Source organism: Tenacibaculum pacificus (genome assembly GCF_027941775.1).
GTDB lineage: Bacteria > Bacteroidota > Bacteroidia > Flavobacteriales > Flavobacteriaceae > Polaribacter > Polaribacter pacificus_A.
Map to the genome: position 1 here is coordinate 1,769,158 of NZ_CP115917.1, position 18,444 is coordinate 1,787,601.

Here is an 18,444-nt window from a genome sequence, read left to right on the forward strand (position 1 = left end):
CATATAAATACATTTAAAATCCTTATTTACTATTATTTATTTTGTTAGATGTAAGGATATTTAAAAATATAAGACTATATATATAAAGCTTATTTTAAAGCTTTTAAAGTAATAAAATATTATAAATACGGGGGTATCTATGAAATTATATAAATATTTAATGGTCATAATTATGCCATTATCAATTACAGCGCAAACAGCATTTTACAATCATGGAGCTATTCAAATACATGATAATGCAAGCATTGCTTTTCACACTAATTTAGTCAATGATGGAAATTTTGATGATAATAATAAAGGCTTAGTCACTTTTTATAGTGATACAGAAATACTAACTGTTTCAGGAAACAATAAAGCTATTTTTTTTGATGTTGATATTGATACAGCAAATGATTTAGAACTACAAACATCTTTAGGTATTACAAATGATTTAAGCTTTATTAATGGAAAAATACTTACACCAAGAGATAATTTAAATACTTCTTTAGATTTTATCAATCATAATATTTATGCTGGTGAAGACAATTTAAGACATGTTGACGGTTATACATCTATAAATGGTTTAAATGAATTCACATTTCCAATTGGTGATGATAATCAATTAAGACCTATGATATTACCTACTCAAAGTACTAAATCTACCTTTTTAGGTGCGTATTTTTCTGAAGATCCTAATACACCAAATACATTTGGTCAATCTTTTTTAACCGACCAAAAACAAGTTTTTATTGAAAATATTAGTAAAAAAGAATTTTGGGATTTAAACGGTACAAATGCAACTTCAATTACTCTTACTTGGAATGCACAAAGTGACATACCTTTAATTACTGATGCCATTGATAGATTAAAAGTAGTTGGTTGGAGTATTACCGAAAATAAATGGATAGACCTTGGTAACGCTAATGTTATTGGAGATTTAAACTCAGGAAGAATAACTTCAAATACTTTTATTCCTGATAATTTTGAAATTATAACAATTGCCTCAGGTTTTTCTGATAATAACTCAGTTGATACAAATATTCTTTTTTCTCCTAATGGCGATAATATTAATGATACTTTAATTTTTGAAAACTTAGAAAGCTACGACAACAACAATTTAGAAATTTTTAATCGTTGGGGTAATGTAGTATATAAAACTGAAAACTATAAAAACAATTGGTCAGGAGAATCTACAGGTAGGTTTACATTAAATACTAAAGATAAATTACCTACTGGTACTTATTTTTATATTTTAAATTATGTAAAAAATGGAACTTCTAAAGTTCAAAAAGGTTGGGTTTATATTAACTTATAGTGCACCAAATATAAGCTGTTAAAAATTATTTAACAGCTTCTCTTTTTAACGTTGTCGGATTATATCCAAAATCTTTGTCTGGTAAAGCTATTCCTAATTGATTAATAATAAAACCTATACTTGCAAAATGATGTATCGCATGACTATGCGCTTGTGTCAAAGCACTTCCTAACGTATAATTTACTGTTATTTTACCTGTTCCTAAATCATCTGTTACAGCTACAATTATATCAAAGTCTGTAATTGTTAATGCATGTAATTGCGTAATTACATCATTAAAATATTCGATACCAAATTTTGTTTTCTCCTCAGCTAATTGATTTCTTTCTCTATCTGAAAAGTCAACTATTTTTTTATCTATACCATTAAAAAGGCAAGCAAAAACATCTAATACATGACGCATATTAGCTCCTATACTCGAATAATATGGTGGTACTGATTTATCACTATATTCTTCATCTGAAATAGCATTTAATAATTTTATTCCTCTTTGCAAATTTTTATCAATAGCGTCTATCATTCTTTTATTTATCTGAAGGGTGAGTCGTATAAATATAGTATTTTTTACAAATAGATAAAACTTATTTACAATAAAGCACATAAGCACCTAATAAATAACTATATATAAAGAAAATAAACTACAAAATTAATTTATGGCATGCTATTTGAAAATTAATTATCAAATGCGGAAGCCGAAAAGCATATAGAGTAAGCATCACCCTAAATTTATCAATTATGAAAAAAGGGATACTTTTATTATTAATCGCAATCATGTCACTAACGACTGTAAGTGCTAAAAACACACATAAATCAACTAGTAATATTGAAGTTAAAAATCGCTATAATGATGTTGTTACTTTTATTGAAAGAGATATACAGTTTCATATATTTTTAAATGGTGATTTTGATTTTAATACATATTACAAAAATAATAGATATACAAACTACAACAACAGAGTACTTATAAAGCGAGACAATAGAGGTCGTATAAGACGTATTGATAATACTTTTATTAATTATGGAATTAATGGAAACGTGACTAGAATAGGTAGTGTTTTTATTGATTATAGATTTGGTAAATTAGCTAAAGTAGGAAATTTAAAAATTAGATATGATCGTTGGGATACTCCTCAATTTCATGGTAACGTAAAGTACAATAATAATCATTGTGGAACTGGTACTTATTATAATCACCACAATGGTAATAATAATGTAGACATCGACATTAATATAGGAACTACATATAATTATGATAATGCTTATTTTTACAAAAGAAGTTTTAAAAACAACTACCGTAAATATAAAGAGGATAGAAATTTCTTCTATTACAGAGCTAACCCTAAGACAAAAATAGGAAAACACAATCGTGTTTTAAAAAGGCGTAAAAACAAAAATTACTCAAAAAAACCTCATCATAAAAAAACAACTAGTAACTCTAGAAGAACTTACAGAAAAGATAACTAAAACAAAAACCCTCATCAAAATGATGAGGGTTTTTTAATTATATATTTTAGTTTATAAACTATTCTATTTAGCTACGTTTACAGCTCTTGTTTCACGAATCACAGTAACTTTTACCTGTCCTGGATACGTCATATCATTCTGAATTTTTTGTGAAATATTAAATGATAACTCTGCAGCTTTTGCATCGTTAACCTTTGAACTTTCAACCATAACTCTTAACTCACGACCTGCTTGAATAGCATATGCTTTTTGTACTCCTGTAAAACCAAAAGCAATATCTTCTAAATCTTTTAAACGTTGAATATATGAATCTAGTACTTGACGACGTGCACCTGGTCTTGCTCCTGAAATAGCATCACAAACCTGTACTATTGGTGATAATAAGCTCTTCATTTCTATTTCATCACGGTGAGCTCCAATTGCATTACATACATCTGGTTTTTCGCCATATTTTTCAGCCCATTGCATACCTAATAAAGCGTGTGGTAATTCACTTTCTGTTTCTGGCACTTTACCAATATCATGTAATAAACCAGCACGTTTAGCAGCTTTTGCATTTAAGCCCATTTCAGCAGCCATAATACCACAAAGGTTTGCTACTTCACGAGAGTGTTGTAATAAATTTTGTCCGTAAGACGAACGATACTTCATACGCCCAACAATTTTTATTAATTCAGGATGTAACCCATGAATTCCTAAATCGATAACAGTACGTTTACCTACTTCTATAATTTCTTGACTAATCTGTTTTTCTGTTTTCTTAACAACCTCTTCAATTCTTGCTGGGTGAATTCGTCCATCAGTTACTAATTTATGCATTGATAAACGTGCAATTTCTCTACGAATAGGATCAAAACAAGATAAAATAATCGCCTCTGGAGTATCATCTACAATAATTTCAACACCAGTTGAAGCTTCTAAAGCACGAATATTACGTCCTTCACGCCCAATAATACGTCCCTTAACATCGTCAGATTCTAAATTAAATACTGACACACAATTTTCAACAGCTTGCTCTACACCTACTCTTTGAATTGTCTTTAAAACAACTTTACGAGCTTCTTGTTGCGCTGTCATTTTAGACTCTTCAATAGCTCCTTGTACAAACGACATTGCTTCCGCCTTTGCTTCATCTTTTAATGATGATACTAGTTCTATTTTAGCATCTTCTGCTGATAAACCTGAAATTTCTTCTAGCATATCAACATGACGTTTATGTACTTTTTCTACTTCAGCTTCTTTCTTTTCTAAAATTTCTATTTTATGCTCGAAATCAGCTTCTTTCTTTTCTAAAACCTGAATTTTAGCATTAAAATCTGTTGCTTTATTTTCTACAGTTTTATTTAATTTTCTGTTTTTATCTAATTCTGATGAAATTTGACTTTCTTTATCTCTTGTTCTCTTTTCAACATCAGAAATTTTCTTTTCTCTTGATAAAATTACTTTTTCATGCTCCGATTTTAGTTCAATAAACTTTTCTTTCGCTTGTAAAATTTTATCTTTTTTTATTGCATCTGCTTCTATTTTAGCCGATTTAACAATATTTTTTACTTCTTTATTCGTTTCTATGATTAGCTTATTTGCTTTAGATTTTTCTAATATTTTAGCTATAATAAAACCGATTGCTACTCCTATAATTCCTGCTAATACAGGAAATAAAATTCCATCCATAATTTTAATTTAATTGTATAAAAAAACCTACATTAATAAGGTTTTATAAACTCCGTAAAAACAGGTTTAGGACTAACTGGCTTGTCAAGGATCCGAAGTAAAATCGGCATGCTTTAAGAACCAAGACTCATCCTTTCTAAATAAATAGTGTTGAGTTTAATAAACAATGTACTAATGTAGGCAGTAATATTAATATATCTATATTTTAAAGAACGTTATAAATGCTTATCTAACAAGTTAGTTAAATCATTTATTTTATTTATTACCTCAGTATTATCTTTAGTATTTTTTAAAGATACTATTTCTAATTTAGATGCAAATTGCAATGCACACATTGCTAACACATCTTGTTTATCAGCTACTGCATAATTTTGCTCAAACTTAACAAGTAAATCATTAATGTTTTTTGCTGCTGTACGCATCCCTTGTTCTTCATCTGTGTTTTTAACACTCAGCGGATACGTTCTTCCTGCAATTACTACATTAACTTTTATTTTTGTCATGTTAAAGAACTTTTATGAATTCAAAAGACTAATACATTTGTCTATTTCTCGAACTAAAGTATTTATTTTTTGTTTTGTTTCCTTTTTATTTTCTTTACTGCCTTCTATAGTTTTAGCAATTTTAAGCAAATTATATTCTTCTTGCTTTATTTTTAATTCTTGCGTTTTCTCTTGTAATATAACATGTAACTTTGCATGGTTTTCAAGCAAAATTTGGTTTTCTTCTTTTAAAAAATCATACTTGTAAAGTAAGTTTTTCAACTTATCTTCTAGTAAATAAATTGCTTCTAAAGGAGTACTCATTTATTTTTTTGAGAATAAAACTATATATACAAAGTTATCATTATAGATTTTAAATAGCAACTCTTTTATTACTTTTTAATAAAATACTGATTATAAGACCTATAAGTATTTGGCTTATTTTTAGTATTTTTGTTTAAAATCATGCTACTTTGAAATTTTATTTTTCTATTTTTTTTCTATTGACTTTCTATACAGGAAATGCCCAAAAGCACTACCCTAGAAACTACTTTTCTCCACCTTTAAAAATTCCAATTATTTTATCGGGTACTTTTGGTGAACTTCGAAGCAATCATTTTCATTCAGGAATAGATATTAAAACACAAGGAAAACAAGGGATTCCTATTTATGCAGCTGCAAATGGTTATGTTTCTCGTATTAAGGTTTCGCAATATGGTTTTGGTAAAGCTATATATTTAGAACATCCTAACGGATACACAACTGTATATGCACATCTTCAGAAGTTTGAACCAACTATTCAGAAATATGTTAAAAATATTCAATATAAAAAGAAGAATTATCAAACAGGTAATTTGTTTACCAAGTCAGAAAAATTCCCTGTAAAAAAAGGGCAAACTATTGGCTATACAGGCGACACTGGAAGTTCTGGAGGTCCGCATTTACATTATGAAATTAGAGATACTAAAACCGAACATATTATAAATCCGTTGCTTTTTGGTATTCATCCTAAAGATGACACCGCTCCTACTCTTCAAAAAATAATGGCGTATCCTTTAAATGAGCAATCAAGAGTTAATAACTCTAGCTTAAAATCTATTATATCATTTAAAAAAACGAGTCCTAATAATTATATTAGCGAACGTATTACAGCAAGTGGTGTTATTGGTTTTGGTATAAGTGTTTTTGATAGATTAAATGGTGCAACTAATAAAAATGGAATTTATAGTTTAGAAATGAAAGTAAATGGTAGTAGAGTTTATTATCATGATGTTGAAACTTTTTCTTTTGCCGAAAGTAAATACATTAATTTATTGATTGATTATAAACATTATAAAACATACAAAAATAGAGTTCAAAAAACACATAAAGTACCTGCTAACAGATTAAACTTATACGAAGACCTTGTTAATAATGGTAAAATAAATATTGAAAATGGCGCAAGTTATCAAGTAGAAATCATTGCTAAAGATATTAAGCATAATACGACTTCAATTAAAATACCAATTAAAGGTGTAAAAAACAATTTAGTTTTCAGAGAAAAAGATACCACTAATTATAAAATAATTGCAAAAGATTTTCATAAATATACGCTAGATAATGTAACTATTGCATTTCCTAAAAACACTTTTTATACCGATTGTTTTATTGATTTTTCTATTGATAATGATATCGTTAAAGTTCATAAAGCTACAGTTCCAATAGATAAAAGATACACCTTAACTTTTGACACTTCCCTTTTAAATGAAAAACAACAGCAACAAGTCTATATTGCTAATGTTAGTAATAAAAAATATCCTAGATATGCCAATACAAAAAAGAAAATCAATAAAATATATACCTCAACAAAGGTTTTAGGAAGTTATAAATTGCTTTTTGATAGCATTCAACCAACTATTAAAAAATACAATTTTGCAGAAGGACAATGGTTAACGAAAAATAAAACATTAAAAGTAAAAATTAAAGATAACCAATCTGGCATCAAAAATTTTAATGCAACCATTGACGGACAATGGATTTTAATGGAATACAATCATAAAAAAAGAATACTTACCTATAATTTTGATGATAAAAAATTAGTTGGTAGCAAACATATTTTTAAAATTGTCGTTTCTGATAATGTTGGAAATTTAAAAACACTTTCAACAACATTCTTTAAAAAATAAAAACACTTTGAAAAAGCTACTTTTTTTACTTCTATTTCCTGCTATACTCTTTGCTCAAAAAACAGTAATTGTAAAAGGTATAATCACAAATAAATTTAAAACTCCGATTGAAGGAGTTACTATTTCTTATTTATCCGAAGGAACTACAACCGATGCTAACGGAAATTATCAATTTACCATTCCGATGCGTAAAACGGTTGCCGTTACTTTTAGTCATGTTTCTTATAAAACGATTATCAAAAAATTTACCTCTCGTGGAAGAACTGTTTTTAACTACGCTCCTACTTTTTATTTTAAAACCCAAGAATTAGAAGAGGTTGTTATTAAAAACCAACGAAAAGAAGCACAAGGAATTACTACAATTTCGACTAAAAAAGTTAAAAATATAATCGGTGCTAACGCTGGTGTTGAAAATATTTTAATGACACTACCAGGTGTTAGTAATAATAATGAGTTAAGCACTCAGTATAATGTTAGAGGTGGAAATTTTGATGAAAATCTTGTTTATGTAAACGGAATTGAAGTTTATCGTCCGTTTTTAATTCGTTCTGGACAACAAGAAGGTTTGAGTTTTATCAATCCTCAAATGATTCAAAATATTAATTTTTCTGCAGGTGGATTTCAAGCCAAATATGGTGATAAACTTTCTTCTGTTTTAGATATTACTTATCGAAAACCAACTGAATTTGGTGCTAAAGTAGCCATCAGTTTATTAGGCGGAAGTTTTACTATTGAAGATACTTTTTTAAATGATAAATTAAGTGCTATCGTTGGAATTAGATATCGTGATAACAGTTTGTTTGTAAATAGCAAACAGGTTGAAGTTAATTTCAGACCTACATTTACTGATGTACAAACTTTTTTATCTTACAAAGCAACTGAAAAATTAACATTAAACTTTTTAAATAATTTTTCTTTAAATAATTATAAATATAAACCTTTAACTAGAAAAACACGTTTCGGAACATTAGCTAATCCGTTGGAATTAATTGTTTATTATCAAGGACAAGAAAAAGATCAGTTTAAAACACTTTTTGGTGCTTTTTCTGCGGATTTTCAAATAAATGATGCGTTAAAAATAACAGGAACTGTTTCATCTTTCAATACTCAAGAAGAAGAATATTTTGATATTGCAGCAGCTTATAATTTAAGAGAAATAGACACCAATGTTGATTCTGATAATTTTGGAGATGTTGGCATTTCTCAAGGAATTGGTTCACAAATAAATCATGCTCGAAATGATTTAGATGCTTTAATCAGCAATATTCAATTTAAAGCCACTTTAAAAGATGGAAAAAATGAATGGAAAGCAGGCGTAAAATTTCAAACAGAAAATATTAAAGACCGCATACGTGAATGGGAAATGATTGATTCATTAGGTTTTTCTGTTCGTCCGCCATATTATTCAGGTAGTAATCAACCTTACGAACCTTTTACAGGACCAATAGAACCTTTTAAAAATGTTCGTGCAGAAAATGATGTCGATATTAATCGTATTACTAGCTTTTTACAATTTAGCAGAAAATCACATTGGAAAAATCATGAAATTTGGATGAATGTTGGAGTTCGTGCTAATAACTGGAGCGTAAAAACAGCTAATTTATCTTCTAAAAATCAAGTTATTGTAAGCCCAAGAGCACAATTAGCCATTAAACCCGATTGGGAAAAAGACATTGCTTTTCCGAATTTCTGGAGGTTTCTATTCGCAACCACCATCTTACAAAGAATTACGTGATTATGATGGAAAAATTCATCCGAAGGTAAAAGCACAAAAATCGATTCATTTAGTTGCTGGAAACGATTATAGTTTTACACTTTGGGAACGTCCTTTTAAATTAACAACCGAATTATATTATAAAAATTTAACAGATCTAAATGCTTATTCTGTTGATAATGTTCGAATTCGATATCGTGCTGATAATGCTACAGATGCTTATGCCTATGGATTAGATGTTCGTTTAAATGGAGAATTTGTACCTGGTAACGATAGTTGGGTTAGTTTTGGTTATTTGAAAACAGAAGAAAACATAAATAATCAAGGATATATTGCTCGTCCAACTGATCAGCGTTTAAAATTTAGCGTATTATTTCAAGATTATGTACCTAATATTCCTGATTTAAAAGCGTATTTAAATATCGTTTATAACACAGGACTTCCTGGTGGATCGCCTGCTTATTCAGATGTATATCAATATCAGCATCGATTAAATGATTACAAACGTGCCGATGTTGGTATTTCTTATATTTTTACAGATGCTTCTAAAAATAACAATACAGGTTTCTTAACTAATTTTAAAGAATTAACGGTTGGTTTAGAATTATTTAATCTTTTTGATGTTCGTAATTCAATAACTAACACTTGGGTTCGTGATGCATATAGCAAACAACAATACAGAATTCCTAATTATATGATTGGCAGGGTTTTGAATTTTAAAATTGGTATGGAGTTTTAATTATTATTATTTAGTAGTAATAAAAAATCAGTAAAATGCCTAGCCCCGATTGAAGCATTTGTTTGAGCTCTTTTTTATTTTTTCTTTAAAAAATAAAAAAAGCGAGTGCGGAAAGCGGGAAATTGCTTCTAATAAATCAATTTTCAGAAATAAAATAAAATTCTAAAAATCAACAAACTAAGACTGTGTTTGTTGATTTTTTTGTATATTTATTGAGTTATGAAAAGTCAAAACTCAGAAAAAATACCTGTTACTGCTTTAAAAAAAATTCATAGAAAAAAAGTAGTGTTAGTTTTATTATTTAAATATAATAATGCCGTAATTAATAGTGTTCGAAATTTAAAAAATTTTACATGGAGTAAAAGTTTAAAAGGTTGGGTTTGTCCTTTTTCTGATGATATTCTTATAGAAGTTAAAGAAGCTTTAATTGATATCGCTATTATAAAAATAGACGCTTCGGTTTCTAAAAACATACAACATAGAGGAGTAAAAAATCGACGAACACTTACTGATGAAAACAAAGAAATTATTAGAGATTATGTAAAATATTTACAAGGAAAACGATATAGCGAGAGTACGGTGATGACTTATTTTACGTTTGTTGCAGACTTTATTAATTTTATTCAGCCTGCGCCTATTAATTCTCTGACTAACAGAAATGTTGAATTATTTATTGAAAATGTTTTTATAGCGAGAAAATATAGTATTAGTTCTCAGCGTCAGTTTATAAGTGCTTTAAAATTATTTGTAGCTTTTTACCCTACTTGTAAAATAAATTCATTTGTTTTAGAAAGACCTAAACGCTCTAAAAAACTTCCATCTATACTGTCTCAACAAGAAGTTGTTACTTTATTAAGAGTTACTAAAAATTTAAAACATCGTGCAATTTTAGCTTTATTATATTCTGCTGGATTACGAATTAGTGAATTAATTAATTTAGAATTACTACATATTGATATAGCTAGACGACAATTATTTATACAAAATGGAAAAGGCAGAAAAGATAGGTATGTTATTTTAGCTGATAGTTTTTTACCTTTATTACAAAATTATATTAGCACCTATGTTCCAAAACGATTTTTTGTTGAAAGTCCTTCAGGCACAAAATACTCTGCTAGTAGTGTCCGTAAATTTTTACATACCTCTACTCGACTTGCAGGAATTAAAAAAAATGTTACTCCACATACTTTACGTCATAGTTACGCAACTCATTTATTAGAAAATGGTATCGGGTTACGTCATATTCAAGAATTATTAGGACATAGCAAACCTGAAACTACAATGATTTATACACATGTTGCTAAAAAAGATCTATTAGATATTAAAAGTCCTTTAGATACTATTTTATCTAATTTAAATAAAGAACCTACACTCCCTAAACATTTTTTAGATAATGGAAAAAATTTAATATAAATGTATCATATATTTATATATATTAGTGGTGCTAAAAAATTACCTTTATTTTTATTTTATATACCTCTAATTTGTAACTTTTAGTATTTGATAAACAAGAACAATAGTTCCTTTTATCCAGATAATTTAATAGTAAATAGAGAATTAAACTCTCTATATAACACGTTGGCAACAAGCTAAAAAAACATCCGTATTCAAAATGAAATTGATTTTTATAATATTATTTTTTCTACTAAACAGTTGTGCTGTGAAAGCCCAAAATGACACAATCAATAGAAAATATAAAGACACAAAGGAACTTAATGCTCAAATTGAAAAAGATAAAATTGAATCTATAATTTATGTCGACAGCACTTTTGGATACAAAGTTGAAATTCCTGAATGGTTAACTCTCAGAGAAACTGGGAATGACAAAATTTTAGGTGGAACTTTTCCCGAAATTGAGCGAATTGAAAATGCATTAATGATTCAAGGATTTGAAAAATCAAAATTTAAATCTTTTGAGCATTTTAAAGAAACGTATATTACAGGCAATGTATTCGGAAAAAAAACTTTATTTAGTGAAAACCATATTTGGTATGGAAAAAGTAGTCAAGAATTTAAAGAAATAGAAAAAGGAATAAGTTGGAGAGTTTTTACTTTTTTTCAAAATAAGATTTATCACAATAATTTTGTTTTGATAGAAACTAATAAAGCTTTCCTTTGGATTCAATTTGTTGCGACACCAGAAACGTACGAACTGAATTTACCAAAGTTTACGGAATTTGTTTCTGGAATTGAATTTGTGGAATAAAGCCAGATTGCCAACACCGTATATAATTTATTGCTGGCTTCTCGCTCACTTACGAAAGTCCTCGCGGACTTTCTTGGTCGGTAATTATTTACTAAATTAGTTGCTTAAACCACGCAACAAACCATATACAAACACGTTGTAAAAAACTCAAAAATTTCGGTAGAATTTAAAATTTAAGAAAATATTTGAAATTTCCTTAAATATGAAAAACAATCTGGCGGATTTTTTAAAATATGAATTAAAGTTTTTAGAAAAATTGAATAATCTCATTTCTAATCAAAATTCAGAATTGCCCAAAATATAGATAAATAAATATGGCAGAATTGAAAACGTGGAATTGAAGTTTTCTTCAAATTGAATAATTTAGAGAACATTGAAAATTTAGAATTCCCTAAAATATGGAGAAATAAATATAGCGGAATTAAAAACGTGGAATTGAAGTTTTCTTCAAATTTAATAATTTAGAAAATATTGAAAATTTAGAATTTCCTGAAATATGGAGAAATAAATATGGCGGAATTAAAAACGTGGAATTGAAGTTTTCTTCAAATTTAATAATTTAGAAAATATTGAAAATTTAGAGTTTTATAAAAACTGAAAATAAATATGGCGGAATTTAAAATGCAGAATTAAAGTTTTACTCAAAAAAAGTAATTTAGAAAAAAAAAAGAATATTTAAACAAAAAATCGCATTTTACAACAACGTGCATAGTTCATTGCTTGTTGATTTTCTTGCAGAAAATCCTCGCGCACGTTGAAGTTTGAGGTTTTTAAACTATATTAGTGCTATAATTCCGCAACGAAACCATGCACAAAAACGTTGCAAGTAATGGCGGAATTTCCTCAGAAATTTCTAATTAGTGATTTATCTTTTCTAGAAATTAATATTGAATAATATTACGCTGGAAAAATTGAAAATGACTTCTACTCTATTTTTAGAAAATGAATCCTAAAAAAGAAGAAAACAGAATTAACTCTGAAAATGAAGCGTGAATAAATAGGCGGAAATTAATTAAAGCGGAGTTTTAAGCAGAAACGTGAAAAAAGCAGAAGTTAACGCTGAAAATAAAGCGTGAATAAATAGACGGAAATTAATTAAAGTGGAGTTTTAAGCAGAAACGTAGAAAAGAAATAAAACGGAAAAATTGAAAATTAAGAAATGAGAAATTTAGTTAGAAAATCACTACTTGCAACAACATATATAATTTATTGCTAGTGCTAACCTACTTACGAAAATCCTTAGGGGATTTTCTATTCCGTTTTTATTTAATATATTTAGAACTTGAAATACGCAACAAACCATATATAAAACCGTTATGTTTAACGGCGGAATTTCCTCAGAAATTCCTAATGAGTATTTTATGAGTTCTAAAAAATAAATTGACATAATTATACGCTGAAAAAAAAGACTCAAACAGCTAAAAATGAAAACAACTTCTCCCCGATTTTAAGAAAAAATTGAAACTAGAAAAGTAATTTAAGACAATTTAGAAATAAAATGAAAAATTCAAGAATCATTTAAAACTGAATGTAGAAACGTGAAAATATCTCTGGAGAAAAAAGGTTTTAGCAAAACAGCGCGAACATCAAGCTGAAAAGTAAAACGGAAAATTTAAGTACTAGAACTGGAAAAATTAATTAAGAAAAATTAAAAGACGAAAATTGAGCTTTAAAACGTGAAAAATAGAATAAAATTTAAGTAGAATGATTATTTAGAACTCAAAACCGATAAACATAACATCGTATATAATTTATTGCTAGTTTTTAAATATTTATGAAAAGCTTTTTTTAGAATTTTATATTTCGATTTTATTAACTAAATTAGTTGCTCGAAATACGCAACAAATCATATACAAAAACGTTGGCAAACATTAAGAACCGAAAAAATGGGACTAGATTCTGTTGAATTAGTAATGACAATTGAAAATAAATTTGGAATAGAAATTCCAAATGATGAATGTGAAGAAATTCATAAAGTTCAGGAATTTGCTGACTCTGTTTTTGAAAAGATTAAAATTAATCCAAATGAAAAATGTTTATCTCAAATCATTTTCTATCGTATTCGAAAAACATTAGAACAATTTGGAAATGAAAAACAAATTATTACTCCAAATTCAATAATATCTGAATTTTTGAAAGGAATAAATTTGGATAGTGACTGGAAAAATTTTGAAAATAAAATAGGACTAAAACTACCCGAACTTGTTGACTTAGACTACGACAAAAACTTAAATAAAGAAGTTAAATTTTTAGGTTTTAAAATTTTTGATAGAACTGAGCCAGTTGCAGAAAATACAATAAGAAAACTAACAGATTGGATAATCTCAATAAATCACGAAGAATTAATAAAAATTGAGAATATTTCAAGCAAATATGAGGTTGAAAGAATAATATGTGGAATAATTGAAGATAGAATTGGAGTTCCTGTTAGTGAAATTGAATTACATCATTCAATTACAAATGATTTAGGAGTTGATTAAAATAAACGATTTGCCAACAATGTGTATACTTAATTGCTTAACAGTTTTTTCCTTTGGAAAAAACTCGCATACAGCCAATTTTGATGTTTTTTTGCTTACTTTTAATATAACAAAACGCAACTAAGCATAAGCACTAAACCGTTGGCAATAATAAAAAACCACAAAAAACACCAAATCGGGAACTTTTTTTATTATATTTGCATTGTCAAAAAATAAAACTGTGAGAATAATATCAAGAAGAACACTACGAGAATTTTGGGAAAAACACGCTGATAGTGAACAACAATTAAAAGCTTGGTATCGTGAAACAGAAAAAGCAAATTGGAAAAATATAAATGAATTAAAAATTGAATATCCTAGCGCTAGTGTTTTAAAAGACAATAGAATAGTTTTCAATATTAAAGGAAATAATTATAGACTCATTGTTAAAATGAATTTTGAATTTCAAGTATCTTGGATTCTATTTATTGGAACTCATGCAGAATATGATAAGATTAATGCTAACAAATTATAATTATGCAAATTAAACCTATAAAAAACGAAACAGATTACCAGGAAGCTCTTAATAGACTTGAATTAATTTTTGAAGCAACAAAAGGAACAAAAAAAGGAGATGAACTTGAAATACTTACTATTCTAATTGACAAATATGAAAATGAAAATTTTCCAATTGGAATGCCTGATCCTATTGAAGCTATTAAATTCAGAATGGAACAAATGGGAATGAAACAAAAAGATCTTGCTGAACTTGTTGGTTTTAAAAGTAGAGTAAGTGAAATTTTAAATAAAAAACGAAAACTAACTTTAAAAATGATTAGGAAAATTAGTGATTCGTTACATATACCTACTGATGTCTTAATACAAGAATATATTGTAGAATAAAAATTACTATTGCCAACAGCGTATATAATTTATTGCTAGTACTCGCCTACTTACGAAAATCCTTAGGGATTTTCTATTCCGCTTTTATTTACTAAATTAGTTGCTCGAAATACGCAACAAACCATATACAAACCGTTACCATACATTAAAAACCAAGCCTTATGGAGGAATTTGAAAAAAAATATAAATATCTCAATTATGATAAATTTATGAATGAGATTACAATTAATTATAAAAATTCTTCTAAAGAAAGATTATTTGACAAAATACTAACACCAGCAAATTTTGAAAATATAGATTTTGAACAATTAATTAAAATGAAATCCTTATTGAAGACCTTTAATCCTAATGATGAAAAAGTTAAATTATTACTCAAAACTCGGCTCGAATTAGTACAAAAAGCTCTTAATGCTTTAAAATAAGAAAATTATATTCGATAAATTTAGGAATTTATTTAAGAAATTAAACTGAAATGAATGAAGAAGAAAAGATAATATTAATTGATAAAGTTTTACAAGGCTTTAAAAAAAATATTAAATACTGTTCCTGAATTAATCGATGGATTTCAAAAATATCCAAGCTATAAATCTGAAAAACTTGAATTCGATAAAAAAATAAGGAATCTTGAAAGTCAATTAAAAGTTACGAATTTAGTAAAGAACTATTGGTGGATTATAATTACTGCAGTCGGAATTGGCTTTTCGATTTCTGAAATAATAAAAAACGTATGGTAACACCGTATATAATTTATTGCTAGTGCTAACCTACTTACGAAAATCCTTAGGGGATTTTCTATTCCGCTTTTATTTACTAAATTAGTTGCTTGAAACACGCAACAAACCATATACAACAACGTTGTAACACATTAAAATTCCCGTTAACAAGAATAGAATGAAAGTTGAATGTAATTTATTTGAACCTTTTATAAAAGAAGTATTATCTTATTATCCATTGCCAAACGAGGTATTAGATAAATTTATTGAAATTCTTCAAGTAAAACACATAAAAAAAGGAGAATACTTGTTAAAACAAAATATAGTACCTACTTCATATGCCTACATTATAAATGGATTATTTTCATATTTTCACACCTATGAAAATGGAGATGAAGTAATCAAAAAATTCTTTGCAGAGAATAGTTTCATTGCCTCGACAGCAGCGTTAATAGAACAAAAACCAAGTCTTTTTTCAATTCAAGCTTTAGAAAATTCTAAAATTCTAGTATATAAAAGAAAAAAATATAAGGACTTAATAATTCAACACCCAGAACTAGCTATTTTTCAGATAAACTATTTAGAAAAAAACTGGGTTATTGCTAAAGAACCTTTGGAAATCAATTTAAAACATATTTCAGCAAAAATGAGATATAAAACCTTCAGCGAAGAAAATAGACATCTACAAAACAGACTAAAACAACATCAAATAGCTTCCTATTTAGGAATTACCCCAACACAATTAAGTCGAATTAAGAAAAACTTACTCTTATAGTTCTATTTTCTCAACATATGTATATGTTTTTGGAATAAAGACAATATAACTTTGCCGAAATAAACATAAACACATACAAAATGAGAAAATCATTATTGCTTTTAACTACAATAATATTTATAAATAATCCCGTTTTTTCACAGAAAGTAGACACTTTAAACGTCTTTAGTCTTTCAATGCAAAAAAATATTAAAACGTTAATAATAAGTCCAAAACATACTATAAAAAGAGATATTCCTAGTGTATATATTCTTCACGGTTATAGTGGAAATCCTGAAAGAACATTAAAAAAAGATATTCCTTCACTTCTTCGTTTGAGCCAAGAAATGCAAACTTTGTTTATTTTACCTGACGGAAATTATGACAGTTGGTATATTGATAGCAAGCAAAACAATTCTAAATATGAAACGTTTATAGCAAATGAACTGGTTGATTATATCGATAAAAACTATAAGACAGACCTTTCAAAAACTGCCATAATGGGGTGGAGTATGGGCGGTCACGGTGCTTTATACATCGGTGCGAGACATCAAAATATTTTTGAATCTATTGGAAGTATTTGTGGTGCCTTAGACTTTACAGCTTATGGAACGGATTATGGCATTCCCAAATTACTAGGTAAAAATAAGGAGTCTTGGATAAATTACACAGCAAACTCTCAAATTAAACGCTTAAAAGAATCAAAACAAAAACTAATAATTAGCTGTGGAATAAACGATCCTTTTATAAAACAAAATAGAGATTTACATCAAAAACTTATTACTTTAAATATACCACATATTTATGAAGAGAGCTCTGGCGAACACAATGCTGCATATTGGTCTAAAGCTGCTAATACACAGCTCTTTCATATAAATAACTACTTCAATGGAAAAGAGTAAAATAAAAGGAATTTTATTTGTTATTATTGGTGCAGCTAGCTATGGCATTTTGGCTACAATAATAAAATTAGCAAATAACAGTGGTTTTGGTACTGCCAGTCTTACATTTTTACAATACCTATTTGGAGTTTTATTTTTAATTATAGCTTCGTTTTTTCTGTCTAAAAGGGCAAAAGAAATCCAGATAAAAGAACATAATTCAAAATACCCAAAATTAAAATTAGTATTATTTGGAACAAGTTTGGGGCTTACTAGTAGTTTCTATTATTTATGCATTCAATATATTCCTGTATCGGTTGGTATTATTCTTTTAATGCAAACAGTTTGGATGGGTATAATATTAGAGTATTTTTTAGATAGAAGTCGGTTTACTAAACGAAAATTAATAGGAGCTATAATAGTATTATTAGGTACATTACTAGCTTCACGGATTTTTGAAAATGATTTTAATTTTAGTCTAATTGGTTTCTTATTTGGTTTTTTAGCTGCAGTATTTTATACAATTGCATTGTATGCGACGAGTAAAGTGTCATTGCAATTGCCTAACATCATTAGAAGTAAATATCTCGTTCTTGGTGGATTTCTGGCTATTTTGATGTTTTGGAATATTCAAATAATTGAAGAAACAAATTCAATAGATTTACTAAAATGGGGAATGATTTTAGGGTTGTTTGGTACAGTATTACCACCTATTCTATTTAATAAGGGAGTACCAATAATTGGGACTGGTTTAAGCAGTATTATTGCAACATTAGAAATTCCTGTCTCTATTTTCAGTGCTTATTTATTGCTGAACGAACAAATTGGAGTTATACAACTTATTGGAATTTTTATAATTCTTATAACAATAGCGATAATAAATTTTAAAAAAAAATAGCTGTTACATCAAAACATATTAAACTTGATTAAGTTTCAAACAATAACGTGTTACAACACCGTATAAAATTAATTGCTGGTTTTAGCCTATTTACGAAAGTC

At 27.7% G+C, this 18,444-nt stretch carries 19 protein-coding genes and 1 other RNA gene; 15 read left to right on the top strand and 5 right to left on the bottom strand.

The window, feature by feature from the left end:
* The first annotated feature begins 139 nt into the window (after window positions 1-139).
* Window positions 140-1,294: a gliding motility-associated C-terminal domain-containing protein gene (locus tag PG913_RS07945; protein WP_271230270.1), complete on the top strand. Its 1,155-nt coding sequence runs from the start codon at window positions 140-142 to the stop codon at window positions 1,292-1,294.
* A 25-nt stretch (window positions 1,295-1,319) separates the two neighbouring features.
* On the opposite strand, the gene PG913_RS07950 is transcribed toward PG913_RS07945, so the two are convergent.
* Window positions 1,320-1,814 carry a DinB family protein gene (locus PG913_RS07950; RefSeq protein ID WP_271230271.1) on the bottom strand — a complete coding sequence of 165 codons (495 nt, stop codon included), beginning with the start codon at window positions 1,812-1,814 and terminating at the stop codon, window positions 1,320-1,322.
* A gap of 215 nt (window positions 1,815-2,029) precedes the next feature.
* Between PG913_RS07950 and PG913_RS07955 the strand changes: the two genes are divergently transcribed.
* Window positions 2,030-2,758 (top strand): hypothetical protein, encoded by a 729-nt coding sequence (locus PG913_RS07955; protein ID WP_271230272.1) that lies wholly within the window; start codon window positions 2,030-2,032, stop codon window positions 2,756-2,758.
* A gap of 63 nt (window positions 2,759-2,821) precedes the next feature.
* Here PG913_RS07955 and rny read toward each other — a convergent pair whose 3' ends face one another.
* From rny to PG913_RS07975, 4 genes are all read right to left on the bottom strand, one after another.
* Window positions 2,822-4,429, bottom strand: coding sequence for a ribonuclease Y (rny, locus tag PG913_RS07960; RefSeq protein ID WP_271230273.1), 1,608 nt, complete (start codon window positions 4,427-4,429; stop codon window positions 2,822-2,824).
* A gap of 47 nt (window positions 4,430-4,476) precedes the next feature.
* Window positions 4,477-4,585: non-coding RNA, 6S RNA (ssrS, locus tag PG913_RS07965), on the bottom strand.
* A 59-nt stretch (window positions 4,586-4,644) separates the two neighbouring features.
* Window positions 4,645-4,932 carry a cell division protein ZapA gene (locus PG913_RS07970; protein WP_271230274.1) on the bottom strand — a complete coding sequence of 96 codons (288 nt, stop codon included), beginning with the start codon at window positions 4,930-4,932 and terminating at the stop codon, window positions 4,645-4,647.
* Between the two features lie 12 nt (window positions 4,933-4,944).
* Window positions 4,945-5,235, bottom strand: coding sequence for a hypothetical protein (locus PG913_RS07975; RefSeq protein ID WP_271230275.1), 291 nt, complete (start codon window positions 5,233-5,235; stop codon window positions 4,945-4,947).
* Between the two features lie 179 nt (window positions 5,236-5,414).
* Here PG913_RS07975 and PG913_RS07980 point away from each other — a divergent pair, with 179 nt between their 5' ends.
* The 13 genes from PG913_RS07980 (at window position 5,415) to PG913_RS08035 (ending at window position 18,343) form a co-directional block, all read left to right on the top strand.
* The gene (locus PG913_RS07980; RefSeq protein WP_271230276.1) at window positions 5,415-7,076 is read left to right on the top strand and encodes a M23 family metallopeptidase; all 1,662 of its coding nucleotides are present in this window, start codon (window positions 5,415-5,417) and stop codon (window positions 7,074-7,076) included.
* A gap of 7 nt (window positions 7,077-7,083) precedes the next feature.
* The gene (locus tag PG913_RS07985) at window positions 7,084-8,811 is read left to right on the top strand and encodes a TonB-dependent receptor (protein WP_333780747.1); all 1,728 of its coding nucleotides are present in this window, start codon (window positions 7,084-7,086) and stop codon (window positions 8,809-8,811) included.
* Window positions 8,750-9,529 carry a TonB-dependent receptor gene (locus PG913_RS12940; protein WP_333780748.1) on the top strand — a complete coding sequence of 260 codons (780 nt, stop codon included), beginning with the start codon at window positions 8,750-8,752 and terminating at the stop codon, window positions 9,527-9,529. The genes PG913_RS07985 and PG913_RS12940 overlap by 62 nt, the downstream gene beginning before the upstream one ends.
* Window positions 9,530-9,748: 219 nt before the next feature.
* The gene (locus tag PG913_RS07990) at window positions 9,749-10,942 is read left to right on the top strand and encodes a tyrosine-type recombinase/integrase (RefSeq protein WP_271230277.1); all 1,194 of its coding nucleotides are present in this window, start codon (window positions 9,749-9,751) and stop codon (window positions 10,940-10,942) included.
* Between the two features lie 199 nt (window positions 10,943-11,141).
* Window positions 11,142-11,735: a hypothetical protein gene (locus tag PG913_RS07995; RefSeq protein WP_271230278.1), complete on the top strand. Its 594-nt coding sequence runs from the start codon at window positions 11,142-11,144 to the stop codon at window positions 11,733-11,735.
* Window positions 11,736-13,621: 1,886 nt separating this feature from the next.
* On the top strand, window positions 13,622-14,215 hold the full coding sequence (locus PG913_RS08000; protein WP_271230279.1) for an acyl carrier protein: 594 nt from the start codon (window positions 13,622-13,624) through the stop codon (window positions 14,213-14,215).
* A 220-nt stretch (window positions 14,216-14,435) separates the two neighbouring features.
* Window positions 14,436-14,729 carry a type II toxin-antitoxin system HigB family toxin gene (locus PG913_RS08005; RefSeq protein WP_101931722.1) on the top strand — a complete coding sequence of 98 codons (294 nt, stop codon included), beginning with the start codon at window positions 14,436-14,438 and terminating at the stop codon, window positions 14,727-14,729.
* 2 nt (window positions 14,730-14,731) lie between these two features.
* A complete protein-coding gene (locus tag PG913_RS08010; RefSeq protein WP_271230280.1) occupies window positions 14,732-15,097 on the top strand; it encodes a helix-turn-helix domain-containing protein in 366 nt (121 codons plus the stop codon).
* Between the two features lie 209 nt (window positions 15,098-15,306).
* Window positions 15,307-15,519 carry a hypothetical protein gene (locus tag PG913_RS08015; protein ID WP_271230281.1) on the top strand — a complete coding sequence of 71 codons (213 nt, stop codon included), beginning with the start codon at window positions 15,307-15,309 and terminating at the stop codon, window positions 15,517-15,519.
* 78 nt (window positions 15,520-15,597) lie between these two features.
* Window positions 15,598-15,831 carry a hypothetical protein gene (locus PG913_RS08020; RefSeq protein ID WP_193709350.1) on the top strand — a complete coding sequence of 78 codons (234 nt, stop codon included), beginning with the start codon at window positions 15,598-15,600 and terminating at the stop codon, window positions 15,829-15,831.
* A gap of 157 nt (window positions 15,832-15,988) precedes the next feature.
* Entirely contained in the window at window positions 15,989-16,585 is a 597-nt protein-coding gene (locus PG913_RS08025; RefSeq protein ID WP_271230282.1) for a Crp/Fnr family transcriptional regulator, read from the top strand.
* 80 nt (window positions 16,586-16,665) lie between these two features.
* A complete protein-coding gene (locus PG913_RS08030; RefSeq protein WP_271230283.1) occupies window positions 16,666-17,466 on the top strand; it encodes an alpha/beta hydrolase in 801 nt (266 codons plus the stop codon).
* Window positions 17,453-18,343: a DMT family transporter gene (locus tag PG913_RS08035; protein WP_271230284.1), complete on the top strand. Its 891-nt coding sequence runs from the start codon at window positions 17,453-17,455 to the stop codon at window positions 18,341-18,343. Before PG913_RS08030 ends, PG913_RS08035 begins: the two co-directional genes overlap by 14 nt.
* The last annotated feature ends 101 nt before the right edge of the window (window positions 18,344-18,444 follow it).

Excerpts from the sequence above, each read along its gene's own strand:
- PG913_RS07945 (WP_271230270.1), top strand. The coding sequence starts at position 140 with ATGAAATTATATAAATATTTAATGGTCATAATTATGCCATTATCAATT.
- PG913_RS07950 (WP_271230271.1), bottom strand. The coding sequence starts at position 1,814 with ATGATAGACGCTATTGATAAAAATTTGCAAAGAGGAATAAAATTATTA.
- PG913_RS07955 (WP_271230272.1), top strand. The coding sequence starts at position 2,030 with ATGAAAAAAGGGATACTTTTATTATTAATCGCAATCATGTCACTAACG.
- rny (WP_271230273.1), bottom strand. The coding sequence starts at position 4,429 with ATGGATGGAATTTTATTTCCTGTATTAGCAGGAATTATAGGAGTAGCA.
- PG913_RS07970 (WP_271230274.1), bottom strand. The coding sequence starts at position 4,932 with ATGACAAAAATAAAAGTTAATGTAGTAATTGCAGGAAGAACGTATCCG.
- PG913_RS07975 (WP_271230275.1), bottom strand. The coding sequence starts at position 5,235 with ATGAGTACTCCTTTAGAAGCAATTTATTTACTAGAAGATAAGTTGAAA.
- PG913_RS07990 (WP_271230277.1), top strand. The coding sequence starts at position 9,749 with ATGAAAAGTCAAAACTCAGAAAAAATACCTGTTACTGCTTTAAAAAAA.
- PG913_RS07995 (WP_271230278.1), top strand. The coding sequence starts at position 11,142 with ATGAAATTGATTTTTATAATATTATTTTTTCTACTAAACAGTTGTGCT.
- PG913_RS08000 (WP_271230279.1), top strand. The coding sequence starts at position 13,622 with ATGGGACTAGATTCTGTTGAATTAGTAATGACAATTGAAAATAAATTT.
- PG913_RS08010 (WP_271230280.1), top strand. The coding sequence starts at position 14,732 with ATGCAAATTAAACCTATAAAAAACGAAACAGATTACCAGGAAGCTCTT.
- PG913_RS08015 (WP_271230281.1), top strand. The coding sequence starts at position 15,307 with ATGAATGAGATTACAATTAATTATAAAAATTCTTCTAAAGAAAGATTA.
- PG913_RS08025 (WP_271230282.1), top strand. The coding sequence starts at position 15,989 with ATGAAAGTTGAATGTAATTTATTTGAACCTTTTATAAAAGAAGTATTA.
- PG913_RS08030 (WP_271230283.1), top strand. The coding sequence starts at position 16,666 with ATGAGAAAATCATTATTGCTTTTAACTACAATAATATTTATAAATAAT.
- PG913_RS08035 (WP_271230284.1), top strand. The coding sequence starts at position 17,453 with ATGGAAAAGAGTAAAATAAAAGGAATTTTATTTGTTATTATTGGTGCA.